This is a genomic window from Pseudomonas sp. NPDC077451, from assembly GCF_044543345.1.
Classification (GTDB): Bacteria; Pseudomonadota; Gammaproteobacteria; order Pseudomonadales; family Pseudomonadaceae; genus Stutzerimonas.
The window spans coordinates 27761-42332 of sequence record NZ_JBITVX010000005.1 but is presented as its reverse complement, the minus strand read 5'-3'; the positions used below and the strand labels follow the sequence as shown (position 1 = coordinate 42332).

General features: G+C 59.1%; 12 protein-coding genes. 6 read left to right on the top strand and 6 right to left on the bottom strand.

Annotation, left to right across the window (positions count from 1 at the left end; all coding sequences use genetic code 11):
* Window position 1 precedes the first annotated feature (1 nt).
* The 3 genes from ftsA (at window position 2) to lpxC (ending at window position 3507) form a co-directional block, all read left to right on the top strand.
* On the top strand, window positions 2-1249 hold the full coding sequence (gene ftsA, locus ACIGHL_RS10055; RefSeq protein WP_128120009.1) for a cell division protein FtsA: 1248 nt from the start codon (window positions 2-4) through the stop codon (window positions 1247-1249).
* A 47-nt stretch (window positions 1250-1296) separates the two neighbouring features.
* Window positions 1297-2484 (top strand): cell division protein FtsZ, encoded by a 1188-nt coding sequence (ftsZ, locus tag ACIGHL_RS10050; RefSeq protein WP_128120008.1) that lies wholly within the window; start codon window positions 1297-1299, stop codon window positions 2482-2484.
* Between the two features lie 111 nt (window positions 2485-2595).
* Window positions 2596-3507, top strand: a complete 912-nt coding sequence (lpxC, locus tag ACIGHL_RS10045; protein WP_128120007.1) for a UDP-3-O-acyl-N-acetylglucosamine deacetylase — start codon at window positions 2596-2598, stop codon at window positions 3505-3507.
* Between the two features lie 82 nt (window positions 3508-3589).
* Here the strand turns inward: lpxC and ACIGHL_RS10040 are convergent, their stop codons facing one another.
* Together ACIGHL_RS10040 and ACIGHL_RS10035 are read right to left on the bottom strand one after the other, a co-directional pair.
* Window positions 3590-4123 (bottom strand): ferritin-like domain-containing protein, encoded by a 534-nt coding sequence (locus ACIGHL_RS10040; protein ID WP_128120006.1) that lies wholly within the window; start codon window positions 4121-4123, stop codon window positions 3590-3592.
* Between the two features lie 249 nt (window positions 4124-4372).
* A complete protein-coding gene (locus ACIGHL_RS10035) occupies window positions 4373-4771 on the bottom strand; it encodes a Rho termination factor N-terminal domain-containing protein (RefSeq protein ID WP_128120005.1) in 399 nt (132 codons plus the stop codon).
* 371 nt (window positions 4772-5142) lie between these two features.
* Here ACIGHL_RS10035 and rfbD point away from each other — a divergent pair, with 371 nt between their 5' ends.
* On the top strand, window positions 5143-6069 hold the full coding sequence (gene rfbD, locus ACIGHL_RS10030) for a dTDP-4-dehydrorhamnose reductase (RefSeq protein ID WP_128120004.1): 927 nt from the start codon (window positions 5143-5145) through the stop codon (window positions 6067-6069).
* Between the two features lie 135 nt (window positions 6070-6204).
* Entirely contained in the window at window positions 6205-7104 is a 900-nt protein-coding gene (locus ACIGHL_RS10025) for an AEC family transporter (protein ID WP_128120003.1), read from the top strand.
* Between the two features lie 9 nt (window positions 7105-7113).
* On the opposite strand, the gene ACIGHL_RS10020 is transcribed toward ACIGHL_RS10025, so the two are convergent.
* Window positions 7114-7860, bottom strand: coding sequence for a VC0807 family protein (locus ACIGHL_RS10020; RefSeq protein ID WP_128120002.1), 747 nt, complete (start codon window positions 7858-7860; stop codon window positions 7114-7116).
* 88 nt (window positions 7861-7948) lie between these two features.
* A complete protein-coding gene (locus tag ACIGHL_RS10015; RefSeq protein ID WP_128120001.1) occupies window positions 7949-8899 on the bottom strand; it encodes a lysylphosphatidylglycerol synthase transmembrane domain-containing protein in 951 nt (316 codons plus the stop codon).
* A 322-nt stretch (window positions 8900-9221) separates the two neighbouring features.
* Here ACIGHL_RS10015 and ACIGHL_RS10010 point away from each other — a divergent pair, with 322 nt between their 5' ends.
* A complete protein-coding gene (locus ACIGHL_RS10010; RefSeq protein ID WP_241509107.1) occupies window positions 9222-10355 on the top strand; it encodes a cytochrome P450 in 1134 nt (377 codons plus the stop codon).
* A gap of 13 nt (window positions 10356-10368) precedes the next feature.
* Here the strand turns inward: ACIGHL_RS10010 and ACIGHL_RS10005 are convergent, their stop codons facing one another.
* Together ACIGHL_RS10005 and purD are read right to left on the bottom strand one after the other, a co-directional pair.
* Window positions 10369-13167 (bottom strand): hybrid sensor histidine kinase/response regulator, encoded by a 2799-nt coding sequence (locus ACIGHL_RS10005; protein ID WP_128119999.1) that lies wholly within the window; start codon window positions 13165-13167, stop codon window positions 10369-10371.
* 115 nt (window positions 13168-13282) lie between these two features.
* Window positions 13283-14572 carry a phosphoribosylamine--glycine ligase gene (gene purD, locus ACIGHL_RS10000; RefSeq protein WP_128119998.1) on the bottom strand — a complete coding sequence of 430 codons (1290 nt, stop codon included), beginning with the start codon at window positions 14570-14572 and terminating at the stop codon, window positions 13283-13285.

Below are 14572 nucleotides of genomic sequence, written 5' to 3'. Positions count from 1 at the left end.
CATGTCTAGCGTGCAAAGCGGCAAGATGATCGTCGGTCTCGACATCGGCACTTCCAAGGTGGTGGCGCTGGTCGGCGAAGTGACGCCGGATGGCGAACTCGAGATCGTCGGGATCGGGACCCATCCGTCGCGTGGATTGAAAAAAGGCGTGGTGGTCAATATCGAGTCCACCGTTCAGTCGATCCAGCGCGCCGTTGAAGAAGCTCAGCTGATGGCGGGCTGCCGCATCCATTCTGCGTTCGTCGGCCTGGCTGGCAGCCATATCCGCAGCCTCAACTCGCACGGCATCGTTGCCATCCGTGATCGTGAAGTCAGCACCGCAGACCTCGAACGTGTGCTCGACGCTGCACAGGCTGTGGCGATCCCGGCCGATCAAAGGGTTCTGCACACGCTGCCACAGGATTACGTGATCGATAACCAGGAAGGCGTGCGCGAACCACTGGGCATGTCCGGGGTTCGCCTGGAAGCCAAGGTTCATGTGGTCACCTGTGCGGTCAATGCAGCGCAGAACATCGAAAAGTGCGTACGCCGTTGTGGTCTAGAGGTTGACGACATCATCTTGGAACAGCTCGCCTCGGCCCATGCCGTGCTGACCGATGACGAGAAAGAGCTGGGCGTCTGCCTGGTGGATATCGGTGGCGGGACCACCGACATTTGCATATTCACCGAAGGCGCTATCCGGCACACCGCTGTCATTCCGATCGCAGGTGACCAAGTCACCAACGACATCGCCATGGCGCTGCGCACTCCGACTCAGTATGCGGAGGAGATCAAGATCCGCTACGCCTGCGCACTGGCGAAGTTGGCTGGGCCCGGCGAGACCATCAAGGTACCGAGCGTCGGCGAGCGGCCGCCGCGGGAACTCTCACGTCAGGCTCTGGCCGAAGTCGTGGAGCCGCGCTATGACGAACTCTTCACTTTGATTCAGGCCGAGCTGCGTCGAAGCGGCTACGAGGATCTGGTTCCGGCAGGGATCGTTCTCACAGGCGGTACAGCCAAGATGGAAGGTGCCGTCGAACTCGCAGAAGAAATCTTCCACATGCCGGTGCGCCTAGGCGTACCCCATAGCGTCAAAGGACTCGCGGACGTGGTCCGCAATCCCATCTATTCAACGGGTGTGGGCCTGTTGCTTTACGGAATGCGCAAGCAGACCGACGGCGCATCCATGTCCGGTCTCGGCAATTCCGCCGAAGAACCCAAAACATCTGTCGTGGACCGGCTCAAGAGCTGGATCCAGGGCAATTTCTGAGCAGTGCGGCTGTACCTAAAACTAGAAAGCTGGAAGGAGAGAGGGAAATGTTCGAACTCGTAGATCATACCCCGCAAAGTGCAGTGATTAAGGTCATTGGCGTAGGCGGAGGCGGCGGCAACGCCGTCAATCACATGGTGCGCAACAACGTTGAAGGTGTGGAGTTCATCTGCGCCAACACCGATGCTCAGGCGCTGAAGAAAATCGAAGCCCGGACTGTACTGCAGTTGGGTTCGGCCATTACCAAGGGGCTGGGCGCCGGTACCAATCCTGATATCGGTCGTCAGGCCGCGATGGATGACCGCGAGCGCATTGCCGAGGTGCTGCAGGGCGCCGACATGGTATTCATCACCACCGGCATGGGCGGCGGTACCGGCACCGGCGCCGCGCCGGTCATCGCTTCGGTGGCCAAGGAAATGGGCATTCTCACCGTTGCAGTCGTGACCCGTCCGTTCCCGTTCGAAGGGCGTCGTCGCATGCAGGTCGCCGACGAAGGCATTCGTCAGCTGTCCGAGTGCGTCGACTCGCTGATCACCATCCCCAACGAAAAGCTGCTGACCATCCTCGGCAAGGATGCGAGCCTGCTGTCCGCCTTCGCCAAGGCTGACGATGTACTGACCGGTGCCGTGCGCGGCATTTCCGACATCATGCAGCGCCCCGGCCTGATGAACGTCGACTTCGCTGACGTTAAAACGGTCATGGGCGAGATGGGTATGGCCATGATGGGAACTGGTTGTGCCACCGGTCCGAACCGCGCTCGCGAGGCCACCGAGGCCGCGATCCGCAACCCACTGCTGGAAGACGTCAACCTGCAGGGCGCGCGTGGCATTCTGGTTAACATTACCGCTGGTCTGGATCTTTCGCTGGGCGAGTACGCTGCGGTGGGTGAGATCATCGAGGCGTTCGCCTCCGACGAAGCGACCGTTAAGGTCGGCGCCGTTATCGACCCCGATATGCTGGACGAACTGCATGTGACGGTTGTGGCCACTGGTCTCGGACCGCGCAATGAGAAGCCGGTCAAGGTTGTAGACAATACCCTGCAGACTGCAGCCGTCGCGCCCCAGGCCGCCCCAGTCGCGCGTCAGGATCAGGCCGCGGTGAATTATCGTGACCTGGACCGACCAACCGTGATGCGTAATCAGGCCCACGCAGCGGCTACCGCGGCGAAGATGAATCCTCAGGAGGACTTGGATTACCTGGACATCCCGGCGTTCTTGCGTCGTCAGGCTGATTGATTGGATGTATCAGGACTATCGGGGTGATTGGTATTCAGCAAAGTTGGGTTCTGCTATGATCGCCACCTTTGTTGGAAACCATTCGCAACAGCGCACTAGCGAAAACGAGCCATGATCAGACAACGCACCTTGAAGAACATCATTCGCGCCACTGGCGTCGGCCTGCACTCGGGGGAGAAGGTTTACCTCACCCTGAAGCCGGCTCCCGTGGATACCGGAATCGTGTTCTGCCGCACCGATCTCAACCCGCCTGTGCAGATTGCCGCACGGGCCGAGAACGTCGGCGAGACGACCATGTCGACTACGCTGGTCAGCGGTGACGTCAAAGTGGATACGGTGGAGCATTTGCTTTCAGCGATGGCTGGGCTGGGCATCGACAATGCCTATGTTGAGCTTTCCGCTTCGGAAGTGCCGATCATGGACGGTAGCGCTGGGCCCTTCGTATTCCTGATTCAATCGGCCGGCCTGCAGGAGCAGGACGCGCCCAAGAAGTTCATCCGCATCATCCGCGAGGTTTCGGTGGAAGATGGCGACAAGCACGCCACATTCCTGCCATTCGAAGGCTTCAAGGTGAGTTTCGAGATCGATTTCGACCATCCGGTTTTCCGAGGCCGAACTCAGACCGCCAGCGTGGATTTCTCCAGTACTTCCTTTGTCAAGGAGGTCAGTCGCGCGCGCACGTTCGGTTTCATGCGCGACATTGAGTTCCTTCGCTCGCACAATCTCGCCCTAGGCGGAAGCGTCGAAAACGCCATCGTGGTCGATGAAGACCATGTGCTTAACGAAGACGGCCTGCGGTATGAGGACGAATTCGTGAAACACAAGATTCTCGATGCAATTGGTGATCTTTACTTACTGGGCACTAGCCTGATCGGCGAATTCCGCGGCTTTAAATCCGGACATGCCTTGAACAACCGTTTGCTGCGCACTCTGATGGAACAAAAGGATGCGTGGGAAATGGTGACGTTCGAAGAGTCCCAGACCGCACCGATCTCCTACATGCGTCCGGCAGCAGCCGGCTGAGCTGTACTCTCTTTCCTTTTTTTGAGGCCACCTTTTGGGTGGCCTTTTTTTTGAGGGGCAGCGAAAGGTGTGTACGGTTCGGTCAGTTCAAACCATCTAGCAGACCGGCCATGTCATCGGCGTGCTCTTCTTCCTGAGCAAGGATGTCCTCGAAGATGCGCCGCGTAGTTGGGTCTTTATCTCCGATGTATTGGACGATCTCGCGGTAGCTGTCGATCGCGATGCGCTCCGCCACTAGGTTCTCGAACACCATGTCACGCAGGCCGTTTCCCTCAGCATATTGCGCATGGGCGCGCTCGGTGAGACCGTCCGGGTTGAAGTCCGGGGCACCACCGAGCTGAACGATGCGTTCGGCCAGACGGTCGGCGTGCTCTTGTTCTTCATTGGCGTGCTCGAGAAACTCGTCAGCGGCGACGCTCGATTTCAAGCCTGTGGCCATATAGTAATGGCGCTTATAGCGCAGGTAGCAGACCAGTTCGGTCGCCAGCGCCTCGTTGAGCAGGTTGATCACCGTATCGCGATCGGCCGAGTAGCTTTCGGTCACCGCGCCGTTTTCGACATGCTGGCGTGCGCGTTCGCGCAAAGTCTGTTTATCGCTCAATTGCACGTAACTCATCACGGTCTCCTGGGTCTGTGGCGCGCGATATGCGCAGCCGGGTAGCCGTCGCGCCTGTCGGCGTCTCGCTGGGCCCTAAGCTGTGATAGGCAGGGATGCGGAAAGTTTAGCCGCGTCCGTCACTGGGGCGTTCCGGCTTGCCCGGCTCTTCAATAGGAATTGGCTCGCCGGGTTCTTTGCGTTCAGGCTCGGGAATCGGGCTTGGTGTCCCGTCGTCCCGAGGGTCGGGTTTCTGCATTCTATCAGCCATCAACTGAGCGCCTTTATCAGCTCGTCCTTGCGCATCTTCGAACGACCGTGCACATCACGCTCCTGCGCTTTATGCATCAGTTCGTCGCGGGTGAGATCAGTAAGGGATGTGCTACCTGAGCGGTCGCTACGTGCCGAGCCCTTGTTGGGTGAATCGCCGGAGCGAGCCTCTGCAGCTCGATGTGCAGAATCCTTGCGGTCGGCTCGCTTGGCTGTCTCGCTTTTCTCTTGCCCCGAACCGCCCTTGCGTTCGCCCCCACCGGATTGTTTGTTGACAGTGGCCCAAGCTCGCGCTTCTGCTTCTTTAGCTGGTACGCCGCGCTCTTCATAGCTGTCTTCGATATGTTCGGCTTTACGTTGTTGTTTATCGGTGTATTTCGATTTTTCGCCTCTAGGCATAACGGCGTCCTCCTGTTGGGATGGCGATGTGGACCTACTGGCAGTGGCGTCTGGCGATTTGCCGCAATATCTATCCTGTTTGGTCCGCGGTGCCGGCCTCAAGTTTCACTCGTGTTAGCATTGCCGGCTGGCACAACCGGCCCGCCGACGGCACGGATGACATGCTTCTCACGCCCCGAGGCGCCGCGTTAGGTCAGCGCGAGCACAATAATTCTTGCTACGCCTCGATCGAGCGGAACAAAACGCATTTATGCTGGCCTGAACCAAGCGCGGGCCGCGCTATCTCGGTAGCTGCAGACTGATGCGTGTATCGAGTTTGTTACGAATCCATGCCTGCCGTTCACGCAGGCCTTGAACGAGGCGCTAACCAGATGCGAATTCTAGTATGCGGAGCCGGTGGCCAGGTCGGTCACGAATTGATAAACCGTGCCAGCGGGTACGGTCTCGAAGCGCTCGGCATGACTCGCGACAATCTAGACATCACGGATGCCGGGCAGGTGGCTGATCTGGTTAGCCGGCTCAAGCCGGGGCTTATCATCAATGCGGCGGCTTACACGCATGTCGACAATGCCGAGACGCACGGTGAGAGGGCCTATAGCGTAAACCGCGACGGTGCAGAACGGCTGGCGCAAGCGGCTCGTCAAGCCTCCATTCCTCTGCTGCACATATCCACGGATTATGTGTTTTCCGGAAACGCTCGAGCGCCTTATAGAGAGGAAGATGAAGTCGCGCCAACAGGTGTTTATGGTGCTAGCAAGCTAGCGGGCGAAGCGGCCATTCAAGCCGTGCTGGACGAGCATCTTATTTTGCGAACCAGCTGGGTCTATGGGGTGCATGGCCACAATTTCGTGAAAACCATGCTACGCCTTGGCTGCCAGCGCGACGCCCTATCGGTAGTTGCCGATCAGTATGGCTGCCCCACTCAGGCGGGTAGCATTGCCGACGCATTGCTGGAACTGGCGCAGCGTTATGCCCAGAACGGCGTTTTGGCGTGGGGTCTCTACCATTACAGTGGGCGTTCCCCGTGTACCTGGTTCGATTTCGCCGTGGAAGTTTTCCGTCAGGCGGAAGCCAAGGGCATGCTTGCTGCCCGTCCCAAGGTATCGCCTATTAGCACCGCTCAATACCCCACTCCTGCGCGCCGGCCGGCTTGGTCGGTACTCGATTGCTCGAAGTTCGAGACGACCTTTGGCATCGAGACCCACGACTGGCATGACGACCTGTCCATTGTGCTCGATGCGCTGGCCGAGGCGGTAGCTGTTGCAGCCGCAGGTGCCGCGCAGCACACCCAAGCCTGAGCACCCAAGCGCGGCGATGTCTACGCTAGGGTGCATCGGCCTAGGCCTGATGTGGTGATCTGACGCGAGACTCGGGTATTCTGCGCGGTCTTTTGCGGGGCGACATGAAGTCGCAACGATTCCTGGAGAAGCCGCGTGGTGGTGTTTCAGGCAATATTGCCAATCTTCGGCTTGATCATGCTCGGCTACCTGTTGGGGTGGCGTGGCTGGCTGGCGGGGGAGGCGGCAGCTGGGCTCGCCAATATAACCTTCAAATTGTTCATGCCGGCAGTCTTGTTCACCGGCATTGCCCGTGCGCAGCTTAGCGACGGGATGTCAGTGACACTGTTATTGGCCTATTTCGGGCCGGTACTTACCGTTTTCATGCTGGTGTCGCTGATTGCCCACCGTCTGCTCGGGCGAGCGTCGCCCCTAGGCTTGACCGCAGCCTACTCGAATAACGTATTGGTTGGGATCCCCCTGGTGACCACGTTGCTCGGGCCGGCGAGCCTCGTGTACGTTTTTGCCATTCTGGTGTTTCACAGCCTGGTCCTGTTCTCGCTACAGAGCTTTTACAACGCGTTCGGTTCGGGGCAAAAGGTCAATGCCGCGGCGTTGCTGAAGAATTTGGCCAACCCACTCATTGTTGGCCTGTTGCTCGGTGCGTTGTTGAATATATCCAGCTTGGACCTGCCGCTGCCGATCTGGCGTGTCGCTGATTGGCTCGCCCAGGCTGCATTGCCTTGTGCGCTGATGGTGCTGGGCATCAGCCTGTCACGTTATCGGTTGCGGCCTAGCGCCACGGCTCTCGGACTGGCGCTGGTGAAGCTCGCTCTGTTTCCACTGCTGGTCTGGTATGTCGGCCAATGGTTGCCGGGCCTTAGTCATGACGCCTTGAGCGTGTTGGTATTGCTGGCTGCGTGCCCGAGCGGTGTCAACGTGCTGGCCTTCGTGGTCAATCAGGAAGACACCCGCGCAGTTAGCTCGACGGTGTTTCTCTCGACCCTCTTGGCGGTGATCAGTCTGCCGCTGTGGATGCTGCTACTGTCGACCTGACCGCCGTGGTCAGGTTTGCTTATCGGTACGCGCATGGTTGGCGACGATGTCTTCCAGGCGCAGCCCGGTCAGGCCGTGGATGGTCTTCCAGAGGTAGTAGAAGATCGCCATCATCATCACCATGCTCGGGATTGCAATCATCGGATAGCTGAGCAAGGTCATACGGCCGAGTTCTGCGTTGAATGCCTCGCTACCGGCGGGGCTATTGACGATCCATTTGGCTAGTACGTAGTTCATGAACGACGAAAAGAAGAAGGTGGCACTGAGAAAATAGGTCGCGCGCAGCAGGCGCGTCTCGAAGTGAGCGGTTTGCCCGTTGCGCTCAAGTTGCTCATGAACCTTATCTACATTCAGCACCTTGGGGTTGTAGAGCAAGGTGCGAATCAACGGAAAGCGTGTGCGGGTCGAGGCCAGTACGGCGACACCAATGATGCCGGGAATTGCCGCTTCCTTGATCGCCAGCCATTTCGGATCGAGCTGCAGCAAGCCGATGCCGCCGGTAAGCAGCACGCTGACCAGGCCCAGCAGGGCTATCCAATTGAACTTGCGGTATTTCACCAGCTCGAACAACCCCCAGCCGAGCGGGAAGGCCAGCGCCAGCAACAGTGCGCCATCCGCGCCGAGGCGGTCTTCGCCGCTGAGTTTCATCAGGATCAGCGATGGGATGACGATGCTGATTGCCAGGTCCATTAAAGGGCGCGGCTTATGCGCGGCCGGTTGCTCGGAGCTGGGTCGGTTGGTGCGGGTATTGGTCATTTGATTCGCTTTCGGCTCGTAAGAGGACGAATGATCGCGCGGCAAGACGCGCATAGCCATAGGGCAATGGTGTTGTTTCGTGACGCGCTCAGCGCCTCGCAGGGCCGGTGCGTCGCCGCAGCGACCACTGTCCCGCTTCAAACAGCGCGACTACCAGAATTGCCAGGGCAAGCGGCAGAAGCAGGTAAAAACCCCTGAATACGATTAGCGCGGCTAGCACATCAGCCGTAGGCAGCTCTGGCATGGCGGCCAGGAAGGTCACTTCCAGCACCCCGAGTCCACCGGGTGCGTGTGACAACAACGCCAGCGAAAATGAGGCAAGGAATACGCCGAGCACCACCAGATAGCCGGGATTGCCTGTCTCGGGCAGGGCAAAATAGATGATTGCCGCGGCACACGCGAGCTCCAGTGGCGCGGCAATCAGCTGTCTCCCAACAATAGGCAGGCGCGGGTAGGTGATTCGCCATTTGCCCAGCTGCATTGGCGGGAAATGTCGCCAGGCGCCGATCACGTAAAGCCCGATAAGGCATAGCAGCGAAGCGCCTATTGCAATCGATAGCCATCGCTCGGCATCGACGAGCCTGTTGAGCAATTCCGGTCTGCAGATCAACACGATGCCGCTGGCCAACAGCGTACCAAGGATAAAGGTCAACGAGCAGAACACGATCAGTACGCCGATTTCGTGAGGCGTCAGTCCTTTGCTGCGGTACGCACGGTAACGCACGACTGCACCAGAAAACACGGACGCGCCAACATTATGAGCGAGGGCGTAGGTGGTGAACGAGCAGAGCGTGATGAACCACCATGAGATGTGCTTACCCAGGTGGGCTATGGCGATTCGGTCGTACCAGGCCAATGCAAAGTAGGCCCCCAGCGTTGCCAGTCCGGCCAGCATCCAATTATGTGCGCTGATCGCGGCGAGGCTGTCGGTCAGTTCGGCCAGTGAAAGATTGCGAATTTCCTGATAGAGCAGATAACCGGACAGCACTACCGCCGTGATGCCCACAAGGGTCCAGGCGACATCGCTCCTCTTCATCATTGCGTGGGCTCCTTGGCGACGGCTCATGCCTCGAAGCGAAGGTTCGGACAATGGGTAATGCTACGTCGCTGAATAATTCGGCCGGTCTTTTATCGGCAGCGGACCGGGCGTTTTGTTCATTGTTGAACGAAAGGTACCTAACTGGGGCACCCCTGTACCGCGGTGGAGTCCATCGTGGAGCAACTACAAAGGAGTGCTCATGCCAGATATTCCCCGCGTTTCCCAGGCAGAAAGCTCGCTTTCGTTACTTGGCGAAGGCTATTCATTTATCCCCAGTCGCTGCCACAGACTTGGAACAGATATTTTCCAGGTTCGGCTGCTTATGCAGAACACTATCTGCATGAGTGGCAAAGAAGCGGCGACGCTGTTCTATGACGAGCGGCTTTTCCAGCGTCAGCACGCAGCGCCGCGCATGTTGCAGAAGACGCTGTTCGGGGAGGGTGGTGTGCAGGGCTTGGATGACGAAGCCCACCGGCATCGAAAGGCATTGTTCATGTCGCTGCTGTCCGACGAGGCCGTGGTAGAGCTGGTCCGTTTGAGCGAGGCCTATTGGCAAGCGGCCATCGAGACGTGGCAGCACCGTGATCGCCTGGTTCTGATGACTGAGGTACAGACGATCCTTACCCGTACCGTATGCGAGTGGGCTGGTGTGCCGCTCGCGGAAGACGAAGTGACTCAACGTCGTGACCAGTTGGCCGCCATGATTGACGGCGCGGGTGGCATTGGGGCCCGTCATTGGCATGCCCGACGATCCCGCAAAGAAGCCGAGACCTGGATGGTCGAGCTGATCAGGCAATGGCGAGCTGGCGCGTTGAAGGTCGATAAGGACCGGCCCCTGGCGGTTATCGCTCGGCATCGTGATACGGATGGTGCGTTGCTGAACGAGCGAGTGGCTGCGGTCGAAATGCTTAATCTGTTGCGCCCCACCGTCGCGGTAGCACGCTTTGTAATCTTTGCCGCTGTGGAACTGCTGGCGCACCCCCAGTGGCGACAGCGCCTGCAGCAAGAGGATTCGGCGTTAGAGCCTTTCGCTCAGGAAGTTCGCCGGTTGCATGCCTTCTTCCCGTTTACAGCCGCTCGGGTGCGAAAGGATTTTGAATGGAGGGGCTATTTCTTTCAGAAGGGCACGCGGGTGCTGCTGGATCTCTACGGTACCAATCGCGATGCCAGACTCTGGGAGGAGCCCGAAGCGTTTCGGCCCGAACGTTTTTCGACCTGGGATGGAGGTGCCTTTAACTTCATTACTCAAGGCGGCGGCGACGCTGCGACGGGCCATCGTTGTCCGGGGGAACCACTGGCGATTGCTTTGCTGGTGAACGCCCTGCGGATGCTGACCCGACGCATGAGCTATGCGGTGCCGGCCCAAGACCTGGAGATCAAAGCGTCTCGGATGCCTGCCCAACCTGAAAGCCTGCTGATCATCAGTGATGTCAGGTATGTACCGCCAACCCGCTAGGCATGACCAAAGCCTAGCGATCCGCTGTGGCTGCTCGGGACCGGGCCCAGTGCTCGATCAGCTCGCGTAGCTGGGACATTTCGACAGGTTTGGCCATGTGCCCATCCATCCCGGCTTCGCGGGCACGCTCTCGGTGCTCGCTGAGAATATGCGCAGTCAGCGCCACCACCGGCGTCCGCGGCCTGGCCTCGGAGGTTTCCCAGGCCCGTAGTTGTGCGGTTGCCTCGAAGCCGTCCATCACCGGCATCTCACAGTCCATGAGCACCAGGTCGTAGGGGTGCGTTTTGATCAGTGCAAGCGCCTCCGCTCCATTGCTGGCGGTATCCGGTTTGAGGTTGAGCTTGCTCAGCATGCCGCGGATGACTTTGGTGGATATGCTGTTGTCTTCTGCGACCAAGATGCGGAAATCGTCAGGCACCGTAAGCGGTGCGTTGGCTTGGGTCGCCGAGGATTGCGTGATCGCGTTGGTGCGGCGCGCCAGCTCGTCCGCTAAGGTGGTTTTCAGCGTGTAGCCGGCGACGGGTTTGGCCAGGATGCGTTTGATGCCAGCGTTGCGTGCGATGATCTTGCTCGGCGCGCTGCTCATGCCGGTCAGCATAATCAACAGGATGTCGTGGTTAAGGCTGAAGTCTTCCTTGACTCTGCTCGCCAGCTGCATGCCCGTCATACCGGGCATGTCCTGATCAAGCAAAACCACGTCGAAATACTCGCGTAGGTGCGCCTTGGTTCGCAGTAACGCCAAGGCCTCTTTGCCTGAGGCAACCGCACTGACCTCCATGCCCCAGCTGCTGCACTGCTGGCCGAGCACCTTTCGGCAAGTATCGTTGTCATCCACCACCAGCAGCCGGGCGCCTTTAAGCTGATTATCCAGATCGCTAGCGGGCTCGGCGATCTCGGCCGCTAGTGGCAAGCTCATCCACAGCGTGTTGCCGGCAACGCCGCCGGTCTGAATGCCGAACTCGCCATCCATAAGGTGTACCAGCTGTCGGGCGATGATCAAGCCGAGGCGGCCGCCATGGCGCGTCGCGGCGAGAAAGTCGCGGCTATCCAACGCAGCGTTGAGCAGGGCATCCCGCTCCTGTGTTTCCAGCGGTCGTCCACTGTCCTGTACGGTGATGCGCAGGCGGGGCTGGCCCTCGCGGTCATCGACCGCTGCGGTCAGTAGCACCTCGCCTTCTTCGGTTTGCTTGAAGGCGTTCTCGAGCAGATTCAACAATGCCTGGCGCAAGCGAGTCGGGTCGCCAGCAACCACATGCGGCATCTGAGGCTGGACAAAGCTGATCAGCTCGACTCGCTGCTGTTCGGCCTTGGCGCGGAAAATGCTGAGGCAATCTTCGATAAGAGCGTTGAGATCAAACTGCACGTCGTCCAGCTCGATCTGTCCGGACTCCAGCTTGGAAATGTCCAGAATCTCGTTGATCAAATTGAGCAACTCGTTACCGGAGCTGTGAATGGTTTGAACGTAGTCACGTTGTTTGGCTGATAGCGAGGTGCTGAGTAGCAGTTCACTCATGCCAAGCACACCGTTCATTGGAGTACGAATCTCGTGGCTGATCTTTGCCAAGAAGTCCGCTTTGGTCCGCAATTCGGCGCTATTAACGGCTTCCGCTGTATGTTGATTGCGGCTGTCCGACTGAATTTGTCGCTGCCGCTCAAGCAGTGCGAAGCTGAGGATCAACCCAGAGCAGGTGGCCACACTGAACATGATCCCGGTCAGCCAATCCGGGTCGAATTGATTGAAGCCCAGTAGAACGGGCAGGACGAGGACGAAGCCGCCATCGAACAACAGCATGCCAGCAACCAGCAATCGAGCGGGTTCGTAGCGCTGCCGCCAATGATGAATTGCCACGACGGTAACGGTGGCGGCGGTACCTAGCACCAACGCATATATCAACCAGCTGAACCAGAGGTGGGCGGTGAACAGTATGGTTGCTCCGAGCGCGCTGACGAGGCCTGTTTCCAGCGCAAGCACCCCGGTTATCCAGGGTACCTTGCGGTTATGGAAGAAGCCGTAAGTGAAGCTTAGCAAGGAAATACAGGTCAGCAGTGCGGCCATATCGGCGATCAGCGGCTGGCTATAGATCAGCTTGGGCGACCAGACTGCAAGCAGACCCAGATTCGCGATCGCAGAGGTCAGGAGGGTGCCGTGTAGCAAGGCAAGCCAAACATGGCTGTAGCTCAAGGTGTAGGCAAAGCGCAGCAGGTTGTAGATAGTCAGCAGGGCCAGGGCACCAAACAATGCACCAAATAGGTAAGCTGGGCGCGCCAGCCCGACAAGCCCTATCTCATCCACGGTCCTGAACCAGGCCATGATCGGGTGGGACGATTGCAGGCGGATGTAGGCCTCGCGAGGCGTGTTGTCATTGGGAAGCGAAAACAGATATGCACGAGTGGGCAGGGGGCGCGACTCGAGAGGCCTGAGCTCGCCTGTTTGAATATGGCGTTCCAGTTGGCCATCGCGCAACAAGTAAAAATCGAGGTATTGCACGCGTGGCGCGAAGATCCACAACCAGTTCGGGTCGACGAACGCCGGGAGGGTCACCTGCAACCAGACGGCGTTTTCGCTCGCGGGTGCGGCATAGGCATGTTTGTCGATTCGCTGGAACAGGCTGCGCTGAGCCAGAACCTCGTCAAGGGTGAGGAGCCCGGATTGGTCAATGAGCAAACGCCAGTTGGGCTCTGTCGCCGGCAGGGCATCTGGCGATACGGGGAGGGGAGCCGGCTCGCTAACGGCGGCGAATGCAGGCCATGCGACCAGCGCAGCCAACAACAGACTGAAGGTAAAAGCAATGGCGACCCAGAGTCGACGCACGATTGAAGTCCCTTCATGTGTGTGACGGTGGATTATAACCACCGTGCTGGCGCTCAGTGATGCACGCAACGAGCGATAAGGGTTGCCGTCGCGCACATTACCGCAATTTTCGCGCTTAGCTTCCGCCCTGCTCACGTGCAATTGCACGATAGCCGATGTCATGGCGGTAAAAATGGCCGTCCCACTCAATGCGAGCGGCCAGTGCATAAGCATTTTGCTGAGCTGCGGAGACCGTATCGCCAAGGGCTGTAGCGCAGAGCACGCGACCGCCAGCGGTGGTCACCGCTCCGTCCGCCAATACGGTTCCGGCATGGAACACCTTGCCCTCCAGTTGAGCCGCAGCGTCCAGACCACGGATCGCGGCGCCTCTGCTGTAGTCACCCGGATAGCCTCCCGCAGCCAGTACTACGCCCAGGCTCGGCCGCGCATCCCACTGCGCTTCGATCTTGTTCAGCGCCTTGGCCAAAGCTGCTTCGACCAGCAGCACCAGGCTCGACTGCAGGCGCAGCATGATCGGCTGGGTTTCCGGATCGCCAAAGCGGCAATTGAATTCGATGACTTTGGGCGCGCCGTTGCGGTCGATCATCAAGCCGGCGTAGAGGAAGCCGGTATAGACGTTGCCCTCGGCAGCCATGCCCTTAACGGTCGGCCAGATCACCTCGTCCATCACACGTTGATGGACTTCGGCGGTCACCACCGGCGCCGGAGAATAAGCGCCCATTCCACCCGTGTTTGGGCCGGTGTCGCCATCGCCGACACGCTTATGGTCCTGGCTGGTGGCCATTGGCAACACATTGGTGCCATCGACCATGACGATGAAGCTGGCTTCCTCGCCGTCGAGGAATTCTTCGATCACTACCCGTGCGCCCGCATCACCGAACGCGTTGCCGGAGAGCATGTCGCGCACGGCTTCTTCCGCTTCGGCCAGGGTCATGGCGACGATCACGCCTTTGCCGGCCGCAAGACCGTCGGCCTTGATCACAATCGGTGCGCCTTTTTCTTGCAGATAGGCAAGTGCCGGTTGGACTTCGGTGAAATTCTGGTAATCGGCGGTAGGAATGTTGTGACGGGCGAGGAAGTCTTTGGTGAACGCCTTGGAGCCTTCCAGCTGTGCTGCGGCAGCGGTCGGGCCGAAGCAGTCGAGCCCGCGCGAGCGGAACAGGTCGACGACACCTTTGACCAGTGGCGCTTCGGGACCGACGATGGTGAGCTGCACGTTCCTCTCGGCGAAGTCTGCCAGTTGCTCTATGGCGAGTACGTCGATCGCGACGTTTTCACACTTCACTTCAGTTGCCGTGCCGGCATTGCCAGGTGCGACGAAAACTTTCTCTACGCGGGGGTCCTGCGCGACCTTCCAGGCCAAGGCATGCTCGCGGCCGCCGCTGCCGATGATTAAAACGTTCAT

What these genes read in the sequence shown, in the direction of transcription:
- rfbD (WP_128120004.1), top strand. Translation starts at nt 5,143, where the DNA reads ATGCGAATTCTAGTATGCGGAGCCGGTGGCCAGGTCGGTCACGAATTG.
- ACIGHL_RS10020 (WP_128120002.1), bottom strand. Translation starts at nt 7,860, where the DNA reads ATGACCAATACCCGCACCAACCGACCCAGCTCCGAGCAACCGGCCGCG.
- ACIGHL_RS10010 (WP_241509107.1), top strand. Translation starts at nt 9,222, where the DNA reads ATGCAGAACACTATCTGCATGAGTGGCAAAGAAGCGGCGACGCTGTTC.
- purD (WP_128119998.1), bottom strand. Translation starts at nt 14,572, where the DNA reads ATGAACGTTTTAATCATCGGCAGCGGCGGCCGCGAGCATGCCTTGGCC.
- ACIGHL_RS10035 (WP_128120005.1), bottom strand. Translation starts at nt 4,771, where the DNA reads ATGCCTAGAGGCGAAAAATCGAAATACACCGATAAACAACAACGTAAA.
- lpxC (WP_128120007.1), top strand. Translation starts at nt 2,596, where the DNA reads ATGATCAGACAACGCACCTTGAAGAACATCATTCGCGCCACTGGCGTC.
- ftsZ (WP_128120008.1), top strand. Translation starts at nt 1,297, where the DNA reads ATGTTCGAACTCGTAGATCATACCCCGCAAAGTGCAGTGATTAAGGTC.
- ACIGHL_RS10015 (WP_128120001.1), bottom strand. Translation starts at nt 8,899, where the DNA reads ATGATGAAGAGGAGCGATGTCGCCTGGACCCTTGTGGGCATCACGGCG.
- ftsA (WP_128120009.1), top strand. Translation starts at nt 2, where the DNA reads ATGTCTAGCGTGCAAAGCGGCAAGATGATCGTCGGTCTCGACATCGGC.
- ACIGHL_RS10040 (WP_128120006.1), bottom strand. Translation starts at nt 4,123, where the DNA reads ATGAGTTACGTGCAATTGAGCGATAAACAGACTTTGCGCGAACGCGCA.